This is a genomic window from Morganella psychrotolerans, assembly GCF_965118875.1.
In the GTDB taxonomy this organism is placed as follows: Bacteria; Pseudomonadota; Gammaproteobacteria; order Enterobacterales; family Enterobacteriaceae; genus Morganella; species Morganella psychrotolerans_C.
This window is the reverse complement of sequence record NZ_CBCPJD010000001.1, coordinates 288,214-309,647: the sequence shown is the minus strand read 5'-3', so window position 1 is coordinate 309,647 and position 21,434 is coordinate 288,214. Positions and strand designations below refer to the sequence as shown.

General features: G+C 48.8%; 18 protein-coding genes and 1 tRNA gene. 8 read left to right on the top strand and 11 right to left on the bottom strand.

The genetic code is table 11. The annotated features are described in order from the left end of the window. Window positions 1–39: 39 nt before the first annotated feature. Entirely contained in the window at window positions 40–981 is a 942-nt protein-coding gene (gene ghrA / locus ACMHKJ_RS01450) for a glyoxylate/hydroxypyruvate reductase GhrA (RefSeq protein ID WP_413491705.1), read from the bottom strand. Between the two features lie 333 nt (window positions 982–1,314). Here ghrA and ACMHKJ_RS01445 point away from each other — a divergent pair. The 3 genes from ACMHKJ_RS01445 to ACMHKJ_RS01435 all read left to right on the top strand — a co-directional run bounded on the left by ACMHKJ_RS01445 (window position 1,315) and on the right by ACMHKJ_RS01435 (window position 3,937). Beyond that, window positions 1,315–1,404, top strand: a tRNA-Ser gene (locus ACMHKJ_RS01445). A gap of 262 nt (window positions 1,405–1,666) precedes the next feature. Continuing rightward, window positions 1,667–3,388 (top strand): C4-dicarboxylic acid transporter DauA, encoded by a 1,722-nt coding sequence (gene dauA, locus ACMHKJ_RS01440; protein ID WP_413491704.1) that lies wholly within the window; start codon window positions 1,667–1,669, stop codon window positions 3,386–3,388. A 99-nt stretch (window positions 3,389–3,487) separates the two neighbouring features. Next, on the top strand, window positions 3,488–3,937 hold the full coding sequence (locus ACMHKJ_RS01435; protein ID WP_413491703.1) for a methyltransferase family protein: 450 nt from the start codon (window positions 3,488–3,490) through the stop codon (window positions 3,935–3,937). Here ACMHKJ_RS01435 and mnmL read toward each other — a convergent pair. The 6 genes from mnmL to hemA all read right to left on the bottom strand — a co-directional run bounded on the left by mnmL (window position 3,888) and on the right by hemA (window position 9,804). Beyond that, a complete protein-coding gene (gene mnmL, locus ACMHKJ_RS01430; protein WP_413491701.1) occupies window positions 3,888–4,841 on the bottom strand; it encodes a tRNA modification radical SAM protein MnmL/YtqA in 954 nt (317 codons plus the stop codon). The genes ACMHKJ_RS01435 and mnmL overlap by 50 nt on opposite strands. Before the next feature lie 6 nt (window positions 4,842–4,847). After that, the gene (gene kdsA, locus ACMHKJ_RS01425; protein WP_067362719.1) at window positions 4,848–5,702 is read right to left on the bottom strand and encodes a 3-deoxy-8-phosphooctulonate synthase; all 855 of its coding nucleotides are present in this window, start codon (window positions 5,700–5,702) and stop codon (window positions 4,848–4,850) included. A gap of 81 nt (window positions 5,703–5,783) precedes the next feature. Then, complete coding sequence (sirB1, locus tag ACMHKJ_RS01420; RefSeq protein ID WP_413491700.1) at window positions 5,784–6,590, bottom strand: invasion regulator SirB1; 807 nt, start codon at window positions 6,588–6,590, stop codon at window positions 5,784–5,786. Then, window positions 6,587–7,423, bottom strand: a complete 837-nt coding sequence (gene prmC, locus ACMHKJ_RS01415) for a peptide chain release factor N(5)-glutamine methyltransferase (RefSeq protein WP_413491699.1) — start codon at window positions 7,421–7,423, stop codon at window positions 6,587–6,589. The genes sirB1 and prmC overlap by 4 nt, the downstream gene beginning before the upstream one ends. Further along, entirely contained in the window at window positions 7,423–8,505 is a 1,083-nt protein-coding gene (gene prfA, locus ACMHKJ_RS01410; protein WP_413491698.1) for a peptide chain release factor 1, read from the bottom strand. The genes prmC and prfA overlap by 1 nt, the downstream gene beginning before the upstream one ends. Before the next feature lie 36 nt (window positions 8,506–8,541). Then, entirely contained in the window at window positions 8,542–9,804 is a 1,263-nt protein-coding gene (gene hemA / locus ACMHKJ_RS01405) for a glutamyl-tRNA reductase (protein WP_067362732.1), read from the bottom strand. A gap of 291 nt (window positions 9,805–10,095) precedes the next feature. On the opposite strand from hemA, the gene lolB reads away from it, so the two are divergent. The 3 genes from lolB (at window position 10,096) to prs (ending at window position 12,613) form a co-directional block, all read left to right on the top strand. Continuing rightward, on the top strand, window positions 10,096–10,725 hold the full coding sequence (lolB, locus tag ACMHKJ_RS01400; RefSeq protein ID WP_413491697.1) for a lipoprotein insertase outer membrane protein LolB: 630 nt from the start codon (window positions 10,096–10,098) through the stop codon (window positions 10,723–10,725). Further along, window positions 10,710–11,588, top strand: a complete 879-nt coding sequence (ispE, locus tag ACMHKJ_RS01395) for a 4-(cytidine 5'-diphospho)-2-C-methyl-D-erythritol kinase (protein WP_413491695.1) — start codon at window positions 10,710–10,712, stop codon at window positions 11,586–11,588. Before lolB ends, ispE begins: the two co-directional genes overlap by 16 nt. Window positions 11,589–11,665: 77 nt before the next feature. Then, window positions 11,666–12,613, top strand: a complete 948-nt coding sequence (gene prs / locus ACMHKJ_RS01390; RefSeq protein WP_150384674.1) for a ribose-phosphate diphosphokinase — start codon at window positions 11,666–11,668, stop codon at window positions 12,611–12,613. A gap of 98 nt (window positions 12,614–12,711) precedes the next feature. Here the strand turns inward: prs and ACMHKJ_RS01385 are convergent, their stop codons facing one another. Next, window positions 12,712–12,981, bottom strand: a complete 270-nt coding sequence (locus tag ACMHKJ_RS01385) for a stress-induced YchH family protein (RefSeq protein WP_413491694.1) — start codon at window positions 12,979–12,981, stop codon at window positions 12,712–12,714. A 306-nt stretch (window positions 12,982–13,287) separates the two neighbouring features. On the opposite strand from ACMHKJ_RS01385, the gene pth reads away from it, so the two are divergent. Together pth and ychF are read left to right on the top strand one after the other, a co-directional pair. Next, window positions 13,288–13,878, top strand: coding sequence for an aminoacyl-tRNA hydrolase (gene pth, locus ACMHKJ_RS01380; protein ID WP_413491693.1), 591 nt, complete (start codon window positions 13,288–13,290; stop codon window positions 13,876–13,878). 107 nt (window positions 13,879–13,985) lie between these two features. Next, window positions 13,986–15,077: a redox-regulated ATPase YchF gene (gene ychF, locus ACMHKJ_RS01375; RefSeq protein WP_413491692.1), complete on the top strand. Its 1,092-nt coding sequence runs from the start codon at window positions 13,986–13,988 to the stop codon at window positions 15,075–15,077. Window positions 15,078–15,163: 86 nt separating this feature from the next. On the opposite strand, the gene rdrD is transcribed toward ychF, so the two are convergent. Genes rdrD through rdrA form a run of 3 tightly spaced genes read right to left on the bottom strand, consistent with a single transcriptional unit; the run spans window position 15,164 to window position 21,335 of the window. Continuing rightward, entirely contained in the window at window positions 15,164–15,901 is a 738-nt protein-coding gene (rdrD, locus tag ACMHKJ_RS01370) for an antiviral RADAR system accessory protein RdrD (protein ID WP_413491691.1), read from the bottom strand. Window positions 15,902–15,912: 11 nt separating this feature from the next. Then, complete coding sequence (rdrB, locus tag ACMHKJ_RS01365) at window positions 15,913–18,615, bottom strand: antiviral RADAR system adenosine deaminase RdrB (RefSeq protein WP_413491689.1); 2,703 nt, start codon at window positions 18,613–18,615, stop codon at window positions 15,913–15,915. Beyond that, window positions 18,615–21,335 carry an antiviral RADAR system adenosine triphosphatase RdrA gene (gene rdrA / locus ACMHKJ_RS01360; RefSeq protein WP_413491688.1) on the bottom strand — a complete coding sequence of 907 codons (2,721 nt, stop codon included), beginning with the start codon at window positions 21,333–21,335 and terminating at the stop codon, window positions 18,615–18,617. Before rdrA ends, rdrB begins: the two co-directional genes overlap by 1 nt. Between the last annotated feature and the right edge of the window lie 99 nt (window positions 21,336–21,434).

Sequence of the window (21,434 nt, the reverse complement as noted above, 5' to 3'; positions counted from 1 at the left end):
TGCCGCTATTGTCCGGATTGCTGTTATCCCTGTAAAGAATTAATAGCCTAATTCCATATTCACCACGCCTTGCGGCGCTTCACCCCGCTCGATCCGTTCAATATTGGCGGCAATCGCTTTCATGGCTTCCGCCGGAATAGTAAAGGCAGCAATATGCGGCGTAACATCCACACGCGGGTGCGTCCAGAACGGGTGCATTTCCGGTAACGGCTCGGTGGCAAACACATCCAGGCTGGCACCGGCAATCTGCCCGTCATCAATCGCTTCCAGTAAATCGTTCTCAACAAGGTGCGATCCGCGCGCCAGGTTAATAAGGTAGGAACTCTGAGGCAGTTTGCTGAACAGTGACTGATTGAGTATCCCGCGGGTTTGCGGCGTATCCGGCAGAAGGTTAATCAGCAGACGGCTGTGGCTGAGGAATTCATCCAACTGGTCATCACCATGAAAACTGGTAACACCCGGGATGTTTTTGGCCGTCCGGCTCCAGCCATGCACTTTAAAACCGAATTCAACAAGTTTTTCCGCCACAGCGCGGCCCAGCACGCCCGTGCCCAGAACACCGATTTCAAATTCATCAACGGTAAACGCCGGTTGTGCTTTCCAGATCCGCTGCTCCTGCTGACGTTTATAGATATCCATTTTGCGAAAGTACCAGAGAGCCTTGACCGCAGCATACTCCTGCATCTGTGCGCCCATCCCGGTATCTTCCAGCCGCACCACCGGCACACCGGCGGGTAATGTGCCCGGGTTCGCCTGCTCCTGCTTCAGAATGGCATCCACACCGGCACCCAGCGCAAAAATACCTTTCATGGACGTTCTGTTCGCCAGACATTCATGAGGCGGCAGCCAGACCAGAGCATAATCAGCCGGCTGATTATCACCCGGCTGCCATTTGCGGATAGTCGCCTGCGGCAGATATTTTTTCATGCCGCTTATCCACAGGTCTGAATTAAAGAAAGGATGGTAGAAAATGATATTCATGCAGCGCTCCTCTGTTTTTTACCAGCCTGATAGCAATCCTTACATAATTCAAGCCCGGACTGATTTTCACGCTGTTAAAATGTTGTTATTGTTAACTGACCTGCATAATTTCCGGGTATCCGGTCATCCGGTGAAAATATTTTTATGATTGTTTTTCATACAACATGTCATCACCCCCGGCAGCTTTCGCTGTGTAAATCGCCAATGTGCTGATTTTTTAGTTAAACGCACGAAAAAATACGTTTTTTTTCATGTGTTGTATTGACGCTTTACGTCGCTTCCCCTATAGTTACGCCCCGTTGCAGCGAGATATCAACGCAGCGGAAATACACCGGTGAGATGTCCGAGTGGCTGAAGGAGCACGCCTGGAAAGTGTGTATACGAGAAATCGTATCGAGGGTTCGAACCCCTCTCTCACCGCCACATTAAGAAAAACGCCTGCTGAGAAATCAGCAGGCGTTTTTCGTTTTATACTCTTGTATTCATTCAAACTGCAGGTTCGTTAGCTGCACTCAATCAGCCGCCTGCTTATAGACTGCTTTTGATTTAATCTTAATATCCGCTATCCTATCTTGCCTCATTTGATGTATCTCAGCGTAATTTCTCTTTATTTTGCGTACACTATTGTACTTTGGCGTCTGTTTCTTCTCTCATTCATATAGCTAAAGGTGACAATTGTCCCGAAATGAAAATATCAACGTTTAAAGGATTACCTCTTTTTTCTGCACTAATCGACTCATGCCGGAATCAGCCTTATTCCGCAACCCGCTTACTCAAAGATACCATTGCCGGTATTACCGTCGGGATCATTGCTATCCCGCTCGCTATGGCGCTGGCTATCGGCAGTGGTGTTGCTCCTCAGTACGGCCTGTATACGGCTGCTGTCGCCGGTATTGTAATTGCCGTAACCGGCGGCTCGCGTTTCAGTGTCTCAGGCCCCACGGCCGCCTTCGTGGTTATCCTTTATCCCGTTTCCCAGCAATTTGGTCTGGCCGGTCTGCTTATTGCCACACTGATGTCAGGGTTTATCCTGCTCGCAATGGGACTGGCACGTTTCGGGAAGCTTATCGAATATATCCCCATCTCTGTGGTGCTCGGCTTTACCTCGGGGATTGCCATTACCATTGCCACTATGCAGGTAAAGGATTTTTTCGGGCTGACACTTGAGCATGTGCCTGAAAACTATGTGGATAAAGTCGCCGCGCTCTCAGGTGCCATGCCGACTATCCATCTTGCGGATACCTTAATCGGTCTGACCACACTGCTGGTGCTGATTTACTGGCCTAAACTCAAAGTCCGCCTGCCGGGACACCTTCCTGCGATTATCGCCGGGATGCTGGTCATGGTTATCCTGTCATTCTTTGATCAGGATGTAGCCACCATCGGCTCACGCTTTAGTTATACCCTGCCGGACGGCACACAGGGCGCGGGGATACCGGCGATTCTGCCGCAATTTATTCTGCCGTGGAATTTACCCGCACCAAACGGTGCCCCTTTTGATTTGAGTTGGTCAACCATTGCCGCCCTGATGCCCGCTGCTTTTTCAATGGCCATGCTGGGCGCGATTGAATCCCTGCTCTGTGCCGTCGTGCTGGACGGTATGACAGGGAAAAAACATAACTCCAACGGAGAACTGCTCGGTCAGGGACTGGGAAATATCGCCGCACCGTTCTTTGGCGGGATCACCGCGACTGCCGCCATTGCCCGCTCTGCGGCTAACGTACGCGCCGGGGCGACCTCACCGGTTTCCGCCATTGTTCACTCCCTGCTGGTTCTGCTGACGCTGCTGGTGCTGGCTCCTGTGCTCTCTTATCTGCCGCTCGCCGCTATGTCTGCGCTGCTGCTGATGGTTGCATGGAACATGAGTGAAGCCGCTAAAGTGATTGAGTTAATCCGCCGCGCGCCGAAAGACGATATTATCGTACTGTTGCTGTGCATGAGCCTCACGGTGCTGTTTGATATGGTGATCGCCATCAGTGTCGGCATTGTACTCGCCTCTCTGCTGTTTATGCGCCGTATCGCAAATATGACCCGCCTGAGTGAATCACCGTTCACCAATAACGACAAAGGGTTATTGGTTGTCCGCGTCAACGGCCCGTTGTTTTTTGCTGCGGCTGAACGTATTTTTGATGATCTGAAAGTAAAAAGTTCCGGTTATCATACTATTGTCATGCAATGGGATGCAGTTCCCGTACTTGATGCCGGCGGACTGAAAGCCTTCCGCCGCTTTATCGATGAAGCCGGTGTCGATACTCATATCGTGGTATGTGATATTCCGTTCCAGCCACTGAAAACCCTGGCGCGGGCGCGGATTGTCCCTGTAGATAATAAAATCAGTTTCTTCCCGACGGTGACAAAAGCGCTGATTGACCTTGATCTGATGGACGGTGTGATTTCTGAACCCTGATAGCAGAACTGCACGGTAAACAGGATGCGAAACATAGCCAGCGGCAGGCAAAAAGCACCGCCGCTATGCTATGAAAATGCAGGAATGAGGAAAAGTGATATGGCGATATTCAGATTACCGTTTCTTAACTGGCTTATCCTCAATGGACTTGCAGCGGGCTGGCTGTATCTTAAAGGTGGGCTGATATTTCAGTTCAGTGGCTGGACAGGCATTCTTGCCCTTCTTACCGGGCTCGAAAGTCTCGGTTGGATTGGTGCAGCGCTGGTGTATTTCCGCCGCCACAACACCACGGTGAACCCGCTCGGGGAAGCGACCAGCCTTATCACCGGCGGACCCTTCCGGCTGTCACGCAACCCGGTGTATCTGGCGCTGACAACCGCCTGCATCGGGTTTGCGTTATTAACACATTCGTTTTATTTTCTGGTTGCCGGGCTGATTTTCTGGCTGATAACCGATTTATTCAGCATCCCGCAGGAGGAACAATTTCTTGCCGGACGCTTTAAAAAACAATGGACACAGTATTGTCAGCAGACCCGCCGATGGCTTTAGCATCACACGCACTGCCCTGACCGCCGTGTTCTGACAGATACTGCCATAACCCGTTCATCCCGCTCCAGTGATTGCTGCACCAGTCAGGTGCCAGCAGTGTCGGATACCGCGCGCTGGCACAAATGCGGTGATAAACCACCTCACGCGGCGTACGGCGGATAATCTCACCGGCAATATGAATATAGTCTTCCAGTGAAATAGTGGGCAAACGCCCTGCACGCCAGGCTTTTGCCATGATACTGCCCTCCACAATATGCAGCGGATGCAGCTTGATACCTTCAGTGCCGGTTTCCAGCACGCGTTCAAGGGTTATCATATTGTCCTGCGCGGTTTCGCCGGGCAACCCGACAATCAGATGGCAGCAGACATTCAATCCGCGCGCGCGCGCGGCACGGGTTGTTGCCTGGTAGCAGGCAAAATCATGTCCGCGATTAATGCGTCGGAGGGTTTTATCATGCGCGGTTTGCAATCCCAGCTCCAGCCACACTTCATAACCCTGTTGCTGATAATGCTGTAACAGATCCAATACCGCTTCCGGTACACAATCCGGACGGGTACCGACACACAGTCCCACCACATCTGCCTGAGTCAGTGCAGATTCATACATCTGACGCAACAGTTCAACTTCTGCGTATGTGCTGGTATAGGCCTGAAAGTAAGCAAGATAGCGTTTTGCTCGGGTGATTTTTCCGGACTGCTGATTAAGCTGATCCTCAATAGAATCATACTGTGTGTTTTCATCAGCAAATGAGGCAACATTGCAGAACGTGCAGCCGCCGCGCCCGAGGGTGCCGTCGCGATTAGGGCAACTGAAACCACCGTGAAGGGTAATTTTATGGATCTTTTCGCCATAACGGCGCTGAAGGTCAGCGCCGAACATGTTTACAACATCATGAAGCTGCATCTGTTCTTATTTTTCAGTATCCAGTACAGGGAAGCTTTTTACCAAATCATCAATCGCTTTTATCTGTTGCAGGAACGGCTCCAGTTTTGCCAGCGGCAGTGCAGACGGACCATCACAACGCGCATTATCCGGGTCCGGATGCGATTCCAGGAAAAGACCGGCAAGACCCACGGCCATTCCGGCACGCGCCAGTTCCGCAACCTGACCACGACGACCGCCTGATGCAGCGCCAAACGGGTCACGGCATTGCAGTGAATGCGTCACATCAAAGATAACCGGACAGCCACCTGAGGCTTTTTCCATCACTTTAAAGCCCAGCATATCGACAACCAGATTGTCATAACCGAAGTTTGCACCGCGATCACATAAAATAATCTGGTCATTGCCACCTTCACGGAATTTATCCGCAATATTACCAACCTGCCCCGGGCTGATAAACTGAGGCTTCTTGATATTAATGACCGCACCTGTTTTAGCCATCGCTTCCACCAGATCAGTCTGACGGGCTAAGAATGCCGGTAACTGGATAACATCAACAACTTCAGACACAGCCTGTGCCTGGCTTGCTTCATGAACATCAGTGATCGTTTTCACACCAAATGTGGCTTTGATTTCTTCAAAAATCCGCATTCCTTCCTCAAGACCCGGACCGCGGTATGAATTGATAGAAGAGCGGTTAGCCTTATCAAAAGAGGCTTTGAACACATAAGGAATATTAAGCTTCTGCGTGACGGTAACGTAATGTTCGCAGATTTTCATCGCCAAATCGCGGGATTCGAGTACATTCATTCCACCGAACAGGACAAACGGCAACTGATTGCCGACACGGATATCCCCGATATTTACGATTTTCTGTTGCATGCTATAACCTTTTGACAGAGGCAATTATATTGCGTTTATGGAAATGGTAAAAACAGCGCCCGCTATTTAGTGCAGAACCATTTAGTGCAGAACAATGTGCTGTTGCTCATAAGTGTGGATCTGCATTTTTATCATCTCAGAGACCGGGTCTTTCGGGCACTGCTCAACAAAATAATTCAGGTCTGAAATCGCGATATGGCTGCAATCCAACTGTGCATATATCAGGCCGCGATCGCGGATTTCATAAGGGTCATCCGGGTCAAACAGTAAAATGGTTTCGCTGACTCTCAGCGCCTGCTCCATTTTTTTCTCTTCCATCAGGGAAACTTTAATACTCTCAAGATACTTGCGCACCACATGACTGTTTTCGGCCTCGTCCAGATCCCCGCCGGTCAGATGCTGCGCCGGACTGAGTGTGCCCTTTATCCAGACATCCAGCGTGTGCTGATCCAGTATTTCGCCGTTAATCGGGTTAATAAACAGCGTTTCTTCTTCCAGGTCCGCGCGCAGGATCAGTTGCGTCGGGAAAACAACCGGCGCAACCGGCAACCCGACGGACTGAGCAAGATGGATAAACAGTATCCCGAGTGAAACCGGTGAGCCGCGCTGTGTGCGCAAAACGGTGTCCAGCCAGAGTGTGTCAGACAGGGAATACACACCGCTGGCACCGCCAAACTGCCATTTCTGGTAAAAGAGTGTGATGAGCGTTTGTAAACAGGTGCGGTCATCCGCTCCCGGCGGAAGGCGTTTACGGGCCTGACGGATAAGTTCATTGATGTGCAGTTCAGCCTGCGGCTGATCAAAATCAGGGCGGACAGTTTTTAACACTAACAGAATACCGTTCAGTAACGACGCCCCATTGAACTCAAAATCGGCAATGCTTTTCATTTCTCTTCCCGTTGGCCTAAAGTAACCCGCTCATTTCCACCATAATCGCGGCGGGTTTCCACCCGGCAAAATCCGTTTTTCCGGAACAGTTCACGGACGGCATCACCCTGCCGCCAGCCATGCTCCACTATTAACCACCCGCCGGATTGCAGATAATCTGATGACGCCTGTGCGATATCAGCTAAATCGGCAAGCCCGTTCTGTCCCGCAACCAGTGCGCTGCGCGGCTCGAAGCGGACATCACCCTGCGCCAGATGTTCATCATTCTCATCAATATAAGGCGGGTTACTCACTATCATAGCAAATTGATGGATCGCCAGTGAAGCAAACCAGCAACTTTCTTTAAAGGACACATTATTAAGTGCCAACTGTGTGGCATTGAGACGTGCCAGCGCCACCGCACCGGGCTGAATATCCACCCCGGTGACGGTACAATCCGGGCGTTCTGATGCCAGCGCCAACGCGATAGCTCCGGTACCGGTGCCGAGATCAAGAATATCGCAGGCACCTGCGGGTAGCAGTTCAAGTGCGGTTTCCACCAGACATTCGGTATCCGGACGCGGAATAAGTGTTGCCGGTGATACCTGTACCGGGAGCGACCAGAATTCACGGGTGCCGGTGATATATGCTACCGGCTCACCCTGTTCACGCCTTATCAGCAGCGACTCAAGGCGCTGCTGTTCATCATCACTCAGTGCGGTTTCATCAAACGCAAAAATATAGCTGCGGGTGCGCCCGGTAACATGCCCGAGCAAAATCTCCGCATCGCGTTTCGGGCTGTCACTGTGGCAAAGACGTGTGATTGCAGCCGCCAGCCAGGTACGGAAAATCATCAGTCCTGATCAGACAGCGCCGCGAGCTGATCTGCCTGATATTCATTAATCAGTGGCTGGATAAGCGCATCCAGCTTGCCTTCCATCACTTCATCCAGACGGTAAAGAGTCAGGTTGATGCGGTGGTCCGTTACGCGCCCCTGAGGGAAATTATAGGTACGGATGCGGTCAGAACGATCACCGGAGCCGAGCAGATTACGCCGCTCAGAGGCTTCCGCTTCATGACGTTTTGCCTCTTCCGCCGCTTTGATACGCGCGGCCAGCACAGACATGGCTTTGGCTTTATTTTTGTGCTGTGAACGTTCGTCCTGGCACTCAACGACAATCCCGGACGGAATATGGGTAATACGGATAGCGGAGTCGGTGGTATTAACGTGCTGACCACCGGCACCGGATGACCGGAAGGTATCAATGCGCAGATCCGCCGGGCTGATATCAGTTAATTCAGCTTCCGGCACTTCAGCCAGTACCGCGATAGTACAGGCGGAGGTATGAATGCGCCCCTGTGATTCGGTTTCCGGTACGCGCTGCACGCGGTGACCGCCGGATTCAAATTTCATTGTTCCGTAAGCATTATCACCGACTACTTTGAAAACAATCTCTTTATAGCCACCGTGTTCGCCGTCGTTACTGTTCATGATTTCAATTTTCCAGCGGCGGGCTTCGGCATAACGGCTGTACATCCGGAATAAATCACCGGCAAATAAGGCTGCTTCATCTCCGCCTGTACCGGCACGGACTTCCAGGAAGCAGTTGCGTTCGTCATCCGGGTCTTTCGGCAGCAATAAAACCTGCAATTCCTGCTCTGAGGTTTCATTGCGCAGTTTTGCGTCTTTCAGCTCTTCTTGCGCCATCTCCTTCATTTCAGGATCATCAAGAAGCAATTGCGCGGTTTCGATATCATCCTGAATAGCCTGCCAGGTTTCAAAACACTTCGCAACATCGGATAATTGCGCGTATTCTTTTGATAAGGCACGGAATTTATTTTGATCAGCGATAACATCGGCATCCGCAAGATGCGCCTGAATTTCTTCGAAACGTTCTTTTAATGCTTCCAGCTTTGCGACAATAGAAGGCTTCATTCGTAGTCTGCTACCTTAAGATAATAATAGAGGAAATTAATGGTGCTCCAGCCCGAGGCTGTCGCGTAACAGCGTCAGACGCTCAGTGTCACCGTCACCGGCAGCTTCCCGGAGTGATTTGGTCGGTGCGTGGATAAGGCGGTTGGTCAGTTGCTGTGTCATCTGGTTGATAACGTCAGCGGGATCATGTCCCTGCTGAATCAGACTGACAGCCCGTTCTGCCATCGCGGCGCGGATCTCTTCAGCCTGTTCGCGGTATTCGCGGATAGTGTTCACCGCGCCCTGACTGCGCAGCCACTCCATAAAGTGACCGCTTTCCTGGGCGACTATTGATTCTGCCTGCTGTGCGGCAACCTGACGCTGCGCCAGATTATGCTCAATAATAGCCTCGAGATCGTCCACCGTATAAAGATAGACGTTACTGAGCTTTTCAACATCCGCTTCGATATCACGCGGTACGGCAATATCCACCAGCAGCATCGGACGGTTTCGCCGGGCTTTCAGCGCACGCTCCACCATCCCTTTACCGATAATCGGCAGCGGGCTGGCTGTGGAGCTGATAACAATATCCGCCTCCGCCAGCCGGCTGTCGATTTCCGGCAGCGTGATCACTTCCGCATTGACTTCCTGTGCCAGAATACGGGCGCGCTCACGTGTCCGGTTGGCGATCATCATGTGTTTCACGCCGTGCTCGTTCAGATGACGGGCAACCAATTCAATGGTTTCCCCGGCACCGACCAGCAGAATATTCAGTTTGGCTAAGGATTCAAAAATCTGACGCGCCAGCGTACAGGCGGCAAACGCCACAGAAACCGCATTTGCGCCAATGTCCGTTTCTGTCCGCACACGTTTGGCGACAGAGAATGATTTCTGAAACAGGCGTTCCAGCTCGCGGGAGAGTGACTGATGTGTCTGAGATTGTGCAAAGGCTTTTTTGACCTGCCCCAGGATCTGCGGCTCGCCGAGCACCAGCGAGTCCAGACCACTCGCCACCCGCATCAGGTGACTGACAGCCTCATTGCCCTGATGCCAGTACAGGCTGGACATCAGTTCCTGCGGATTGATATTGTGATAACGGCACAGCCAGTTAATCAGTTGGTCGCGCTGATCACCCTGCTCATTCACACTGAGATAAATCTCGGTCCGGTTACACGTAGACAGCACAACGCCGCCGCTCACAGACGGCTGTTCGAGCAGATTAGCTAACGCCGCTTCCATGCTGTCCGGTGAAAACGTGACTTTCTCACGTAACGCAACAGGCGCGGTTTTGTGGTTAATGCCGAGTGCTAATAGAGTCATATCTGCAATGCGAATCAGGTAAGTGTGTGAAACACCGGCAGAGTATACCGGAAATCAACACCCTTACTAAGGATAACTGCAGGCATTTTAGCAGTCGGCTCACCGCAATTAAAGCGCTAAACCCGAATCCGTGATAATAAGCAGTTAGTGTAGTACAGCTCAGTGCGGCCCGTCCGTTATTAATGAGCCTGATATTTGCGTAAATCAGCGTAAGAGAGGTAGGAAATAATGCCCGGAACAGGCACAATATTCCCATTGATTGCGTTTTAAGTTGTTAAAGGAAATTACAACGTGGCTCTTATACAATTACCACGCGTTATCCGGTTATTACCGTTATGCAGCCTGATCCTGGCTGCCTGTACCCTGCCAGATACGGCAGAAAAAGGAGATGTCTCCGCGACATCTGCCGGCTGGAAGAACCATGTGGAGAAAGTGAATAATCTCACCGGCTACCAGACCCGGGGTTCGTTCGCCTACATCGGCGAAAACCAGAAAACCTATGCCCGCTTTTTCTGGCAACAATATTCGGCTGACAGCTATAAGCTGCTGCTGACCAACCCGGTCGGCAGTACAGAGCTGGAACTGATTGTCCGGGATGGTCAGACACAGCTTACGGATAATAAAGGGCAAAAACATTACAGCGATGACCCGGACAATATGATTTATCAGCTGACTGGTATGACTATCCCGATGGAAAACCTGCGTCAGTGGATAACCGGATTGCCGGGAGATGCCCAATCCTATGCCATCAGCAATGAATACCACCTCAAAGCCCTGACCTGGTCACAAGGCATGGAGAAATGGAAAGTCAGTTATCAGTCTTATGACGATAAAACCTCACCGCAACTACCGAACCGCCTTGATATCGAACAAGGCAGCAACCGCATTAAGCTGAAAATGGATTCATGGACACTCAATTAACGTCTCTGACCTGGCCGTCCCCTGCCAAACTGAACCTGTTTTTATATATCACAGGCCGCAGAGAGGATGGCTATCATCTGTTGCAGACGCTGTTTCAGTTTCTCGATTATGGTGACAGTGTCACAATCACACCCCGCACAGATGATAATATCCGGCTTCTGACACCGCTGGCCGGTGTGCCGGATGAGCAGAACCTGGTTGTCCGTGCCGCCCGGTTGTTGCAGCAATATGCCCGCGACCAACACCTGACTGATACCCTCCATGGCGCGGATATTTCTGTTGATAAAATTCTGCCCATGGGTGGCGGGATCGGCGGCGGATCATCCAATGCCGCCACAGTACTCATTGCGCTAAATTATCACTGGAAGTTACAATTACCGGATGAAATACTCGCGCAGTTGGGTATTACCCTGGGTGCCGATGTCCCGGTATTTGTCCGGGGGCATGCTGCATTTGCCGAAGGAATTGGTGAAATTCTGACCCCGGCGTCACCACCGGAGCGCTGGTATCTGGTCGCACACCCGGGAATTTCGGTTCCGACACCGTTAATCTTCACAGATCCACAATTAATTCGCGACACCCCAATCCGCTCTCTGCCCGCATTATTAAAGGCTCCGTTCGCAAATGACTGTGAACCGACCGCAAGAAAACGTTTCCGTGAGGTTGATTGCCTTCTTTCCTGGCTGCTACAATATACAACGTCACGCCTGACCGGTACGGGTGCATGTGTGTTCGGTGAGTTCGAAAACCAGGCAACCGCCCGACAGGTGTTAAGTAACGCGCCGGCGTGGGTGAAGGGCTTTGTGGCACAAGGTGTCAACATATCGCCGCTTCATCAGTTCCGCGCCGGCATTAAACCGTAATTGCCCCTGATTTCGTCCCCCTGACGTTTTCAGGTATACAATTCACTCTCTCTGGACGCATGCCTGAGGTTTTTCCCGTGCCTGATATGAAGCTTTTTGCTGGTAACGCCATCCCGGAACTGGCACAACGTGTTGCCAACCGCCTGTACACTAACCTCGGAGATGCTGCGATTGGTCGTTTCAGCGACGGTGAAGTCAGTGTTCAAATCAATGAAAACGTGCGCGGTGGTGATGTATTCATCATCCAGTCTACCTGTGCACCGACCAATGATAATCTGATGGAACTGGTTGTGATGGTCGACGCGCTGCGCCGTGCTTCTGCGGGTCGTATCACCGCGGTAATTCCGTACTTCGGTTATGCCCGTCAGGATCGTCGTGTCCGCTCAACGCGTGTGCCAATCACCGCAAAAGTGGTTGCTGACTTCCTCTCAAGTGTGGGTGTTGACCGTGTGCTGACTGTTGATCTTCACGCTGAACAGATTCAGGGTTTCTTTGATGTCCCGGTTGATAACGTCTTCGGCAGCCCGATCCTTCTGGAAGATATGTTACAGAAAGATCTGGATAACCCGATTGTGGTTTCTCCGGATATCGGTGGTGTGGTACGTGCGCGCGCCATTGCCAAACTGCTCAACGACACTGATATGGCTATCATCGATAAACGCCGCCCGCGCGCGAACGTTTCTCAGGTGATGCATATTATCGGTGATGTGGCGGGTCGTGACTGTGTACTGGTTGACGATATGATTGATACAGGGGGCACGCTGTGCAAAGCTGCGGAAGCACTGAAAGAACGTGGTGCGAAACGTGTATTTGCTTACGCAACTCACCCTATCTTCTCCGGCAACGCAGTGAACAACATCCGTGATTCAGTGATTGATGAAGTGATTGTCTGTGACACCATTCCGTTATCGGCTGAGATCAAAGCACTGAGTAATGTCCGCTCACTGACATTATCCGGGATGCTGGCTGAAGCCATCCGCCGTATCAGTAATGAAGAGTCTATCTCCGCGATGTTCGAGCACTGATTCATCTGAATCAGGCGCACATATTGCGTGTCAAACCCGTTGCTGATTACAACGGGTTTTTTGTATGCAGAACAAAATGACCGGTATTTGTTACAGCGTTACGGCATCCGGCGACGATAGCGGCTGTGGAAGTTACGCAGCCAGTAATATTTGTCTGCGATACATTCACGGCGCCCGCTCATACCGGCTCCGGCTAACCAGACTAATGCACCGATAAAGATCCCCATAAGGGAAGCCTCAGAATAAACATCAGGCACAGGAAGTGCAAAGATAAGAATGCTGAAAGTAAGGGCCATACTGCCGACCATCAGTAACATACCGACAATCATCAGCAGATTCCCTACTAATAAGGTTAGTTTACGTTTCATAGAAACCTCCGTCACTCATTTGTCTCAAAACAACCAAAAGTACGAAAGCAGGAATTCCTTCTTAGTACGGATTATAGCCCGTATTTTTACGAATGTGTTGCGTATGAGATCACATAGACCAAAAATAACCTTTTTTATTTGGCTAATCGTGCCAAACAAAAAAATTTAATAGTTCCCCCCTAAACTAGTGCACAAATAGTCACACTTGCTCCCTGCCCCGGCGTTTATTTTTGTACTCCGCGCAGCAGACAGGTAGAATATCTCTCTTTGCATTAAAACCCAGCCTGAACAACAAGTGAAAACAGTGTGAGTCAGATTAAATTAATTGTGGGGCTGGCAAACCCCGGTGCGGAATACGCCCAAACGCGCCACAATGCCGGAGCCTGGTTTGTTGATGAGCTTGCCCGTCGCCATAACCAGTCATTAAAATCAGAAAGTAAGTTTTACGGCTATACCGCACGCCTGAATATTCAGGGAAATGATGTCCGTCTGTTAGTGCCGGTCACCTTTATGAACCTGAGCGGTAAAGCCGTCAGCGCCATCGCCGGTTTTTATCAGATTGCCCCGGATGAAATTCTGGTTGCTCATGATGAGCTGGATCTCCCGCCCGGCGTGGCAAAAATGAAGCTCGGCGGCGGTAACGGCGGGCATAATGGTCTGAAAGATATTCAGAGCAAACTCGGTAACAACCCGAATTTTTATCGTCTGCGTATTGGTATCGGGCATCCGGGTGATAAAAGCCAGGTTGTTGGTTTTGTGCTGGGTAAACCACCGGCCAGCGAACAGCAATTAATCGATGACACTATCGACGAAGCCGTGCGCTGCACGGATGTACTGATGAAAGACGGCATGGCAAAAGCCATCTCCCGTTTACATACGTTTAAAGCAGAGCGCTGAGTCGGGAAATGTCGTCTGTTTTGCCGCAACCGTGTATAATCAGCGGCAATTATTTAACGTGCTTGCAGGCCGTGCCGGTCTGCTGTCATTTTTAAGGTGAAGAATTTATGGGTTTCAAATGTGGTATCGTCGGCCTGCCGAACGTTGGTAAATCAACGCTGTTTAACGCGCTGACCAAAGCAGGTATTGAAGCGGCGAACTTTCCGTTCTGTACAATCGAACCGAACACCGGTGTTGTTCCGATGCCGGATGCCCGGTTAGATGCCCTCGCGGAAATCGTTAAACCACAGCGTATTCTGCCGACCACCATGGAATTCGTCGATATCGCAGGACTTGTGAAAGGCGCATCCAAAGGTGAAGGTCTGGGTAACCAGTTCCTGACTAATATCCGCGAAACGGAAGCTATCGGTCACGTTGTCCGCTGTTTTGACAACGACAATATTATCCATGTCGCTGGTTGTGTAAATCCGGCAGATGATATTGATACCATCAATACCGAACTGGCACTGGCCGATCTCGATACCTGCGAGCGTGCCATTCACCGTGTTCAGAAGCGCGCCAAAGGCGGCGATAAAGATGCAAAACTCGAGCTGGAAGTGCTGGAGAAATGCCTGCCGCTGCTGGAAAACGCACAGATGCTGCGCAGCCTGACCCTGAATAAAGAAGAAGCCGGTGCTATCCGTTATCTGAGCTTCCTGACACTGAAACCAACTATGTACATTGCCAATGTCAGTGAAGATGGTTTCGAAAACAATCCGTATCTTGAACAAGTGCGTGAGATTGCAGAAAAAGAAGGTTCCGTGGTTGTGCCTGTATGTGCGGCAATTGAATCTGATATCGCTGAGCTGGAAGATGGCGACCGCGAAGAGTTTATGGCCGATCTCGGCATTGAAGAACCGGGTCTGAACCGTGTGATCCGCGCCGGTTATGCCCTGCTTGAATTGCAGACTTACTTCACTGCCGGTGTAAAAGAAGTCCGCGCATGGACCATCCCTGTAGGTGCCACCGCCCCGCAGGCCGCCGGTAAAATCCATACCGATTTTGAAAAAGGTTTTATCCGCGCCCAGACCATCGCCTATAACGATTTTATTCAGTATAAAGGTGAACAAGGCGCAAAAGAAGCCGGTAAAATGCGCGCAGAAGGCAAAGAGTATATTGTCCAGGACGGTGATGTGCTGAACTTTTTGTTTAATGTCTAACTTCTGCTTTAGGGTAAAATTACCCTGTCCTGACAAAAATCCACGCAATTGCGTGGATTTTTTATATAGCATGAATTTAAAACTGATTACGCTTTTAGCTTATTTTCAATCAACGTCATAAAATAAGATGTATCGCTAACCGTATCCTGGTTCTTACTGTGATCGGCTTCATCAACAAGCTTCATATACTCGATAAAATGAGGCTCTTCGAATTTTATATTTGTTTTCTCACGAAAAATATTCAATTCATTGAGACGTTCTAACCTTCTGGTGTAGAGTTTGAAACGCTCATTTTGCCGAGTTAATCCTAAAGTGCGGTCAATAAGTAAAGGGCAAAGTGTTAGAGCAAGAAATGTGAGAAAACCATAATATAATTTATGTTCAATCCCATAGATAGACAAAAATAACAGTATAAAACCTATGAACAAGATAACGTGTGCACAATTTTTATAACTTGCTCTGGATCTTTTTATTACGTTATTAGTAGTCTGCGAGCCAAATTTACGATTAAACATTAACCACTGCAACAACAATACCAAAATAATGATAGCTACTCCCCAGAACAGGCTATTCCATGAGGGTAAAGTTAGGACATCTATCATCGCACTCGCTTTCTCCACACCCACTTTCTTTGTCAAACTTAAACAAAAGAAAAAAGTAAAGAACATGAGAAACGGAATAGCATAAAGAGAAATTCTACGAATTAGAAAGCGAGGCCAATACGACTTGCACTCTTTTTCCTGTAAATTTTTCAACTCTTCTTTGAGCTTAGCTTGTAACCCATTGGCATCCGTATATTTTAAGTCAGGCAATCTACTACTCAAGATAAAACCCCCTAGTCAATAACTTCAAATACATTTAAATGATTACGCTGAAACTGCTCCAATCCGTACAGGCGCAGCCTTTCCAGCCAATATTCAGCCATCGTTCGGCTTATGCCGCGTTCAATCGCAGCCTCTCGTAGCAGTAAAAACTCCGTCCGTAATGTCGTTGGCATAATTCCGGGATCATCAGTGTTGACCAGAACCCTTACAGGCCCTCTGCGCAAACCATGGCGATTAAATTCAGCGCCTGGTTTTAAGAGTTCTTCATCCGGCGGGTTCCAGCGAAAAATAGGATGTTCCACGTGCTTTTTGAACCGCGCAATATAGACGTTGGACGTCGGGTTTGTTTCAATAATTAACCCTTTACGATCATAGTGATCGAGCAAATAGTCCTGCAATGCATGCATAAACTCCAGCTCTACTGGTGTATCAATATCCTGGAGGATATTTTTATCGCCGCTTGCCTGCTGACGCAGTTTGCCGGGGTTACCCAGACCAATCAGCTCTTGCATGCTCCATTCGTCCGCAACCCGCACAACCACCAGTTGCGGAGGGAGATCGTCAAGCAGTCTGGAGTGTCTTTGCTGATAAAGCTGCGCCGCCACACTGTCTTTATCACTTAACGTTGGCCAATCTGGCAGCGCGCATTTCTCTTGCGAGGTCAACGGCGCTCCACCATGGAGTTGCTGGAGACGATAAGAGCAATTACGCCGGAAAAGCCAAGCACGGTAGAGCGTATCAGGCGTAATATTTTTTAGAGGTGGTTCATCACCGCTAACTCGTGTATCCGCCACGCTATTATCTATTTGAGGTAGTCTCTCCTTACACCAATCACAACGCGCGACAAAACGTGCAATGCGCCGCTCAAGCAGCGGTAATACCGCCTGAGCAAGTGGCAACAAACCCGACAAAACCGTGGCATAGTGCCACTGCCAGACAAGATTATCTAAATGCTCATCCAGCGGAAGTATCATCTCTCCATGCCGCTTCGCCCAAAGCGCAGGTTCAATTCCCAACGCGAGCGCATGGCCCAACCGGTCCCCCTCTCGCATCTCGCAGAAGCGCACCGTTTCATCGATATGACGCAACCCCGACGCCGGATGCGAGTAATCTTCCCCGGCATGGATACTGAAATGAAAGCCCGTACAGGCGCGAAGCCCGTCAGGCATCGGATATAGCCCGCTGCGCAGCCATCGTAGCATCGGCGCAAAACCCGCAATTTTCAGGGCATTTTCATCCCCAGCAACATCCAGACCCCGAAACCAGTTCGACGGCTGAAAATGAAAGTGCGGGTTCCGTTTTCCTCCTAGAAAAACTGAGTGATTCCAGCCATTATGGCTGTAGAGCTTTTGCAGCAATTGCTCAGCTTGTGCCCAGTTATTCTGCAAGTCAACCGTTGGTCGCTTACCCCGACTTGTGCTTTTAGAGCGCGAAAAGTGTCCACAAAACTGCCAGCGCTCGAGCGCTTCAATGTAGCGCAGCGTGCGTTCGTCTGGCTTAATCTCATGTTCACCAAAAACATACGGCGGAGATATGGGGGGTACACCGAGGGTGTTGAGTAGTGTTGAGGAAAATTCTGCCACCATTTCATAGCTAAAAGCATTCGGGGTTGCCTTCACTTCGGCCACATCATCTTTGCCAGCAAACAGGTAACGCATATTGCTACTGTCACTTTTCCTTCCCAAACGTAACGCGCCACCAAAATAGCGTTCGGTAAAACGCGTAAGCCCCTGCCCGTCCATAATAATGCGACGACGTAGTGCATTAACTGTAAGCCAAAAACAGAGTATTGCCGTGCGCTCAAGCGGATGCGTGTCTTTCAACTGATAAGAGTGGCAAAGGTAAAGCTGCAGCCACAACCAGCGTGAAGGGTGTTTACGGTCTGAGGCATGTGCAAGCTGACTTAATAGCCAACCAAGACTGACTTTTTCAGCTCCGCGATTCTTTTTAGCGAGCATTAGCCAGTCCGGAAGATTCTGAATTTTCTTCATCGGGTCACTTAAGGCCGTATATTTCTTTGAAACCGTTTCAAACTGATCGGAAAGTAACAGAGAAAGCAGCGACTTTGCTCGCACTAACAACGGCGTTAAATCATTATGCTCTTCATAGGACCACAATGATGCTTTATTACTCTTTGGCAATTCAATCTCTTCAAAAAGATAACCATCCAAGATAGTATCTCCCGCCGTCACCCCACCAAGGTGGACATGACCCTCCGCAAAAGGCTTACCCGAGCTGGCAGGAGGCGCGAAAAACGGATTCTGTGCCATCACGACACGGGTGATGTCCGACAATCGCGGAGGTGGACTTTGCTGTAGCCAGTCCCCCAGACGCCAGCCCGCAAGCAGCGTCGGGTCCAATTCTGCCGCAATCCGCACATAGTCCTGCACCTTATTTTCACGGTAATAGAGCAAATCACCATTACGCAGCAGCAACTGTTCTGCAATGACATCAAGCCAAGGCAGTTCCGGACTGGCCAACAAGCCATTGTCACAGATGTTCCCCATTAGCTGACGCACGTCGGTCAATCGGTAAGTGCGAGGGTAACGGTTATCAATACTCTCAACTAGCAGTTGGTAGCACTCTTCCTGCAATGACAACCACTGTTTAAAATCTGTCGGCGGTGATAACAGGATCGCCCAAAAACGCCGTGAGAGGCGCTCGTCGGTGAAAAAACACCCTGCAGCATGTTCACTCAGCGACCTAATTAACATTATTTTTCACCCTCAGAGTAGAGCTCTTCAAACGCGGCCAGAAGCGTTTTAACTGCGGGATCGGTTTTGGGGAAATTGCTAATGACTTCATCAATGAAGCTTTTAGCTTTATCGTAACCCGGATAAATCATCTCAAGCTGTGTTTTAATACGAGTTTTAATCAAGCGAGCTAGTGGATTTATTGACAGTTTTCTTGTAATAAATTCCTTAGCTGGCTTGATATTTATAATTTTTTCTGTCTGAGTTAGTGTTTTTTTTTCCGCCTGAGAATCTGTGTATTGTTTTTGTTTAAGATCAACGCTTAATACCTGATCAATCCATTTTTTCAGCGGATGAGTAGCCAATACATAGCTGACAGTTCTGGTTTTTTCACCATAAATTTTACGGTGCTGATATGCTTCGCGGTCACTGTTAGACAGTTGATTTTGTTCAGGTGTGAATGGTCCCACATTCACACGGAAATTATCATTACTATAGAAGTTTTTAGTAGAATTAATATTGGTTGTCGAAACAACATCAGATAATCCAAATAGCTCACCTTTTTCAAAGCTACCAAATGCAGACCATGTTGAGTAAAAAACCCAACCTGCGATATGTATCGCAGAGTCCCTATAACCTAAACCAGTGAGACCAGAAATACCCTGACTATAAACCTTGTTAAATACTTTATAGACTAGCCACGGTGAAACTTCAATATTTGCAATGTTGTTATTCTTCCTCCATTGATTAATCTCATCACAGAGATTTTTAAACATCAATTCATTCTCATCAGGAATTTCCTCCAACGGTTCATCCGTTAGTTCTCGTTCAGATTCGAACCGACTATTCATACGTGTGTTCTTTTTGGAGTTAAACTCATCCAAATACAACATTTTTGTCGGAGCAAGCGCGCTTGCAGAATAAAATGGAGAACGCTGTCTTATCCGTTGCAGATCGGTTAATTCTATGTCGGAAACCAAGCTTGTTATAATCACCTCAAATACTCGGCCAATATTTAACACTATGGACTGTTTTGAATTGGTATAGAAATTTCGTTGCGTCAACGCGGAAATAAGGAAAATGGCCTTATTTTCTAAATCTTTATCATGGTAATAGTCATGAACATCTTCCCAGTATTTCCAATTCAAACTCGTATTTACACCCACTTCAGCCACAGGATAAGGTAAAAGCGTTTTTTGTCCTTTAATAGCAGTCAACCAGGTCTCAGGCAACTTTGTTTTCAACTGAGATTCCCAGTCAGAGAGATCGTCATTGTTTTCAAAGATCTCATACTCACGCTGCTCATGCTGTAAAGGTTGAAAAAGCGGAGTCGCAAGCACAGATTGATTACGATTTTCCCCTTTATTCCAGGAGAACCAGTACTTTTTTGCCTGAAGCGTTAAAAACACAGCCCCCGCCTCTGGTTCAAAGCGAAAATACTCACAGAGCTTATCGACCCACGCGGATTTTTTATCCTCTGCAAGATATGTTTTGCTATCAAGGGCACTGGATATCTTCAGTTCGTCATAAAATAGCCTGTAAGCCTCACCATACTCACGCTTAGCTTCTTTACTCAACTCATGGTATTTTTTAGCAAAACTTTCAATGACATCAAGTGGAACATCAGGCATTTGCCATACCCGACGTATAGCTAGCGGGCTGACTTTCTTTTTAAATGGCTCAGGAAAATCGTGTATTAAATCACCACAGTGATTAATGAACTGTGTTAGGGCACGTATGGACGGGATGGGTAACGGTAAATCGCTGCCCTCAAGACCGTTCACCGGGCCGGTGATAAATATCTTCAACCACACCATAAAGTTACGCAGAGGGATACCATCTTTGTCCAGAGTGACATCAATACCGTCTTGCTGCCAGTAATCACTCACAGAGGGCATACTTAGTCTACGCGGCAGTGGTAAAATTTTACGCTGATACTCAATTGCCAATTCCTTGGCGATATCATAAGACTTTTTACGCTCATAAGATGAGTCTTTATTCAACCGTCCATGAAAATCTCGCCAGCAGACTTCATCATATAAGCGACGATCGCCGCTCACAATAGGCAATACGTATGGAGATGTAAGATAACGACGCAATATTTCTAGGTTTTCAAATGCCCTATTAAGCGAGGTATCCACATCATCGATCGGTAATATTAATAATTTCTTTCCTATCAAATCTAGCGCAGATTTTAAAAATGCTTCAACGCAATTTGCCAGATGCTTGCTGCCATATAGGGAGCGAATTTTATCCATCCCATGCTGACTTTGCTGCAAATCAACGGATTCCAGACCGTGGGCTAATTCTTCAAGCTTCTGGGTAAATGCCCTGGATTTATTAATGTCTATACACTGTGCAGCTTTGATGTCCTTATCCTGAAGAACGGCTGCCACAATAATATGCAAAAACAGCGATTCACCATCTTCGAGCAGAGTCGGGTCGATAGGATCAAGAATATGAATATCTCCCGCAAACTCTTTATGATTACTCGCCAAGTAATCTCTTAAATTCACAAGTACCGATGTTTTACCGGTCCCCCTTTCACCATCAATCGATATCGCCTTATGACTTCGTGTTTCGTTGAACGATTCCGAGTTTTTCGGTACGTCATCAACAGCCTTAACAGCCTTTCCAATGAACTGGGCGAGCTGTTCGTAAATTTTACGAGGAAGTAAGGTATCTGGATCCTTAAGAACCGCAGACTCTCCGCTGTCCAATGGTATGTATATCTTGTTCACAATAATCCCTTTAATGGTCGTTTTTGATGTGAGTACATGTCGTGAACTATTAATTTTGATGCAAAATCAAATAAAATCAAGATGCAATGAAGGCAATGA

Bases quoted from the DNA above. Each gene is read 5' to 3' on its own strand.
- ghrA (WP_413491705.1), bottom strand. From the start codon at position 981: ATGAATATCATTTTCTACCATCCTTTCTTTAATTCAGACCTGTGGATA.
- ACMHKJ_RS01435 (WP_413491703.1), top strand. From the start codon at position 3,488: ATGGCGATATTCAGATTACCGTTTCTTAACTGGCTTATCCTCAATGGA.
- rdrB (WP_413491689.1), bottom strand. From the start codon at position 18,615: ATGTTAATTAGGTCGCTGAGTGAACATGCTGCAGGGTGTTTTTTCACC.
- prmC (WP_413491699.1), bottom strand. From the start codon at position 7,423: ATGATTTTCCGTACCTGGCTGGCGGCTGCAATCACACGTCTTTGCCAC.
- mnmL (WP_413491701.1), bottom strand. From the start codon at position 4,841: ATGCAGCTTCATGATGTTGTAAACATGTTCGGCGCTGACCTTCAGCGC.
- prfA (WP_413491698.1), bottom strand. From the start codon at position 8,505: ATGAAGCCTTCTATTGTCGCAAAGCTGGAAGCATTAAAAGAACGTTTC.
- dauA (WP_413491704.1), top strand. From the start codon at position 1,667: ATGAAAATATCAACGTTTAAAGGATTACCTCTTTTTTCTGCACTAATC.
- hemA (WP_067362732.1), bottom strand. From the start codon at position 9,804: ATGACTCTATTAGCACTCGGCATTAACCACAAAACCGCGCCTGTTGCG.
- kdsA (WP_067362719.1), bottom strand. From the start codon at position 5,702: ATGCAACAGAAAATCGTAAATATCGGGGATATCCGTGTCGGCAATCAG.
- ACMHKJ_RS01385 (WP_413491694.1), bottom strand. From the start codon at position 12,981: ATGAAACGTAAACTAACCTTATTAGTAGGGAATCTGCTGATGATTGTC.
- sirB1 (WP_413491700.1), bottom strand. From the start codon at position 6,590: ATGAAAAGCATTGCCGATTTTGAGTTCAATGGGGCGTCGTTACTGAAC.
- ispE (WP_413491695.1), top strand. From the start codon at position 10,710: ATGGACACTCAATTAACGTCTCTGACCTGGCCGTCCCCTGCCAAACTG.
- ychF (WP_413491692.1), top strand. From the start codon at position 13,986: ATGGGTTTCAAATGTGGTATCGTCGGCCTGCCGAACGTTGGTAAATCA.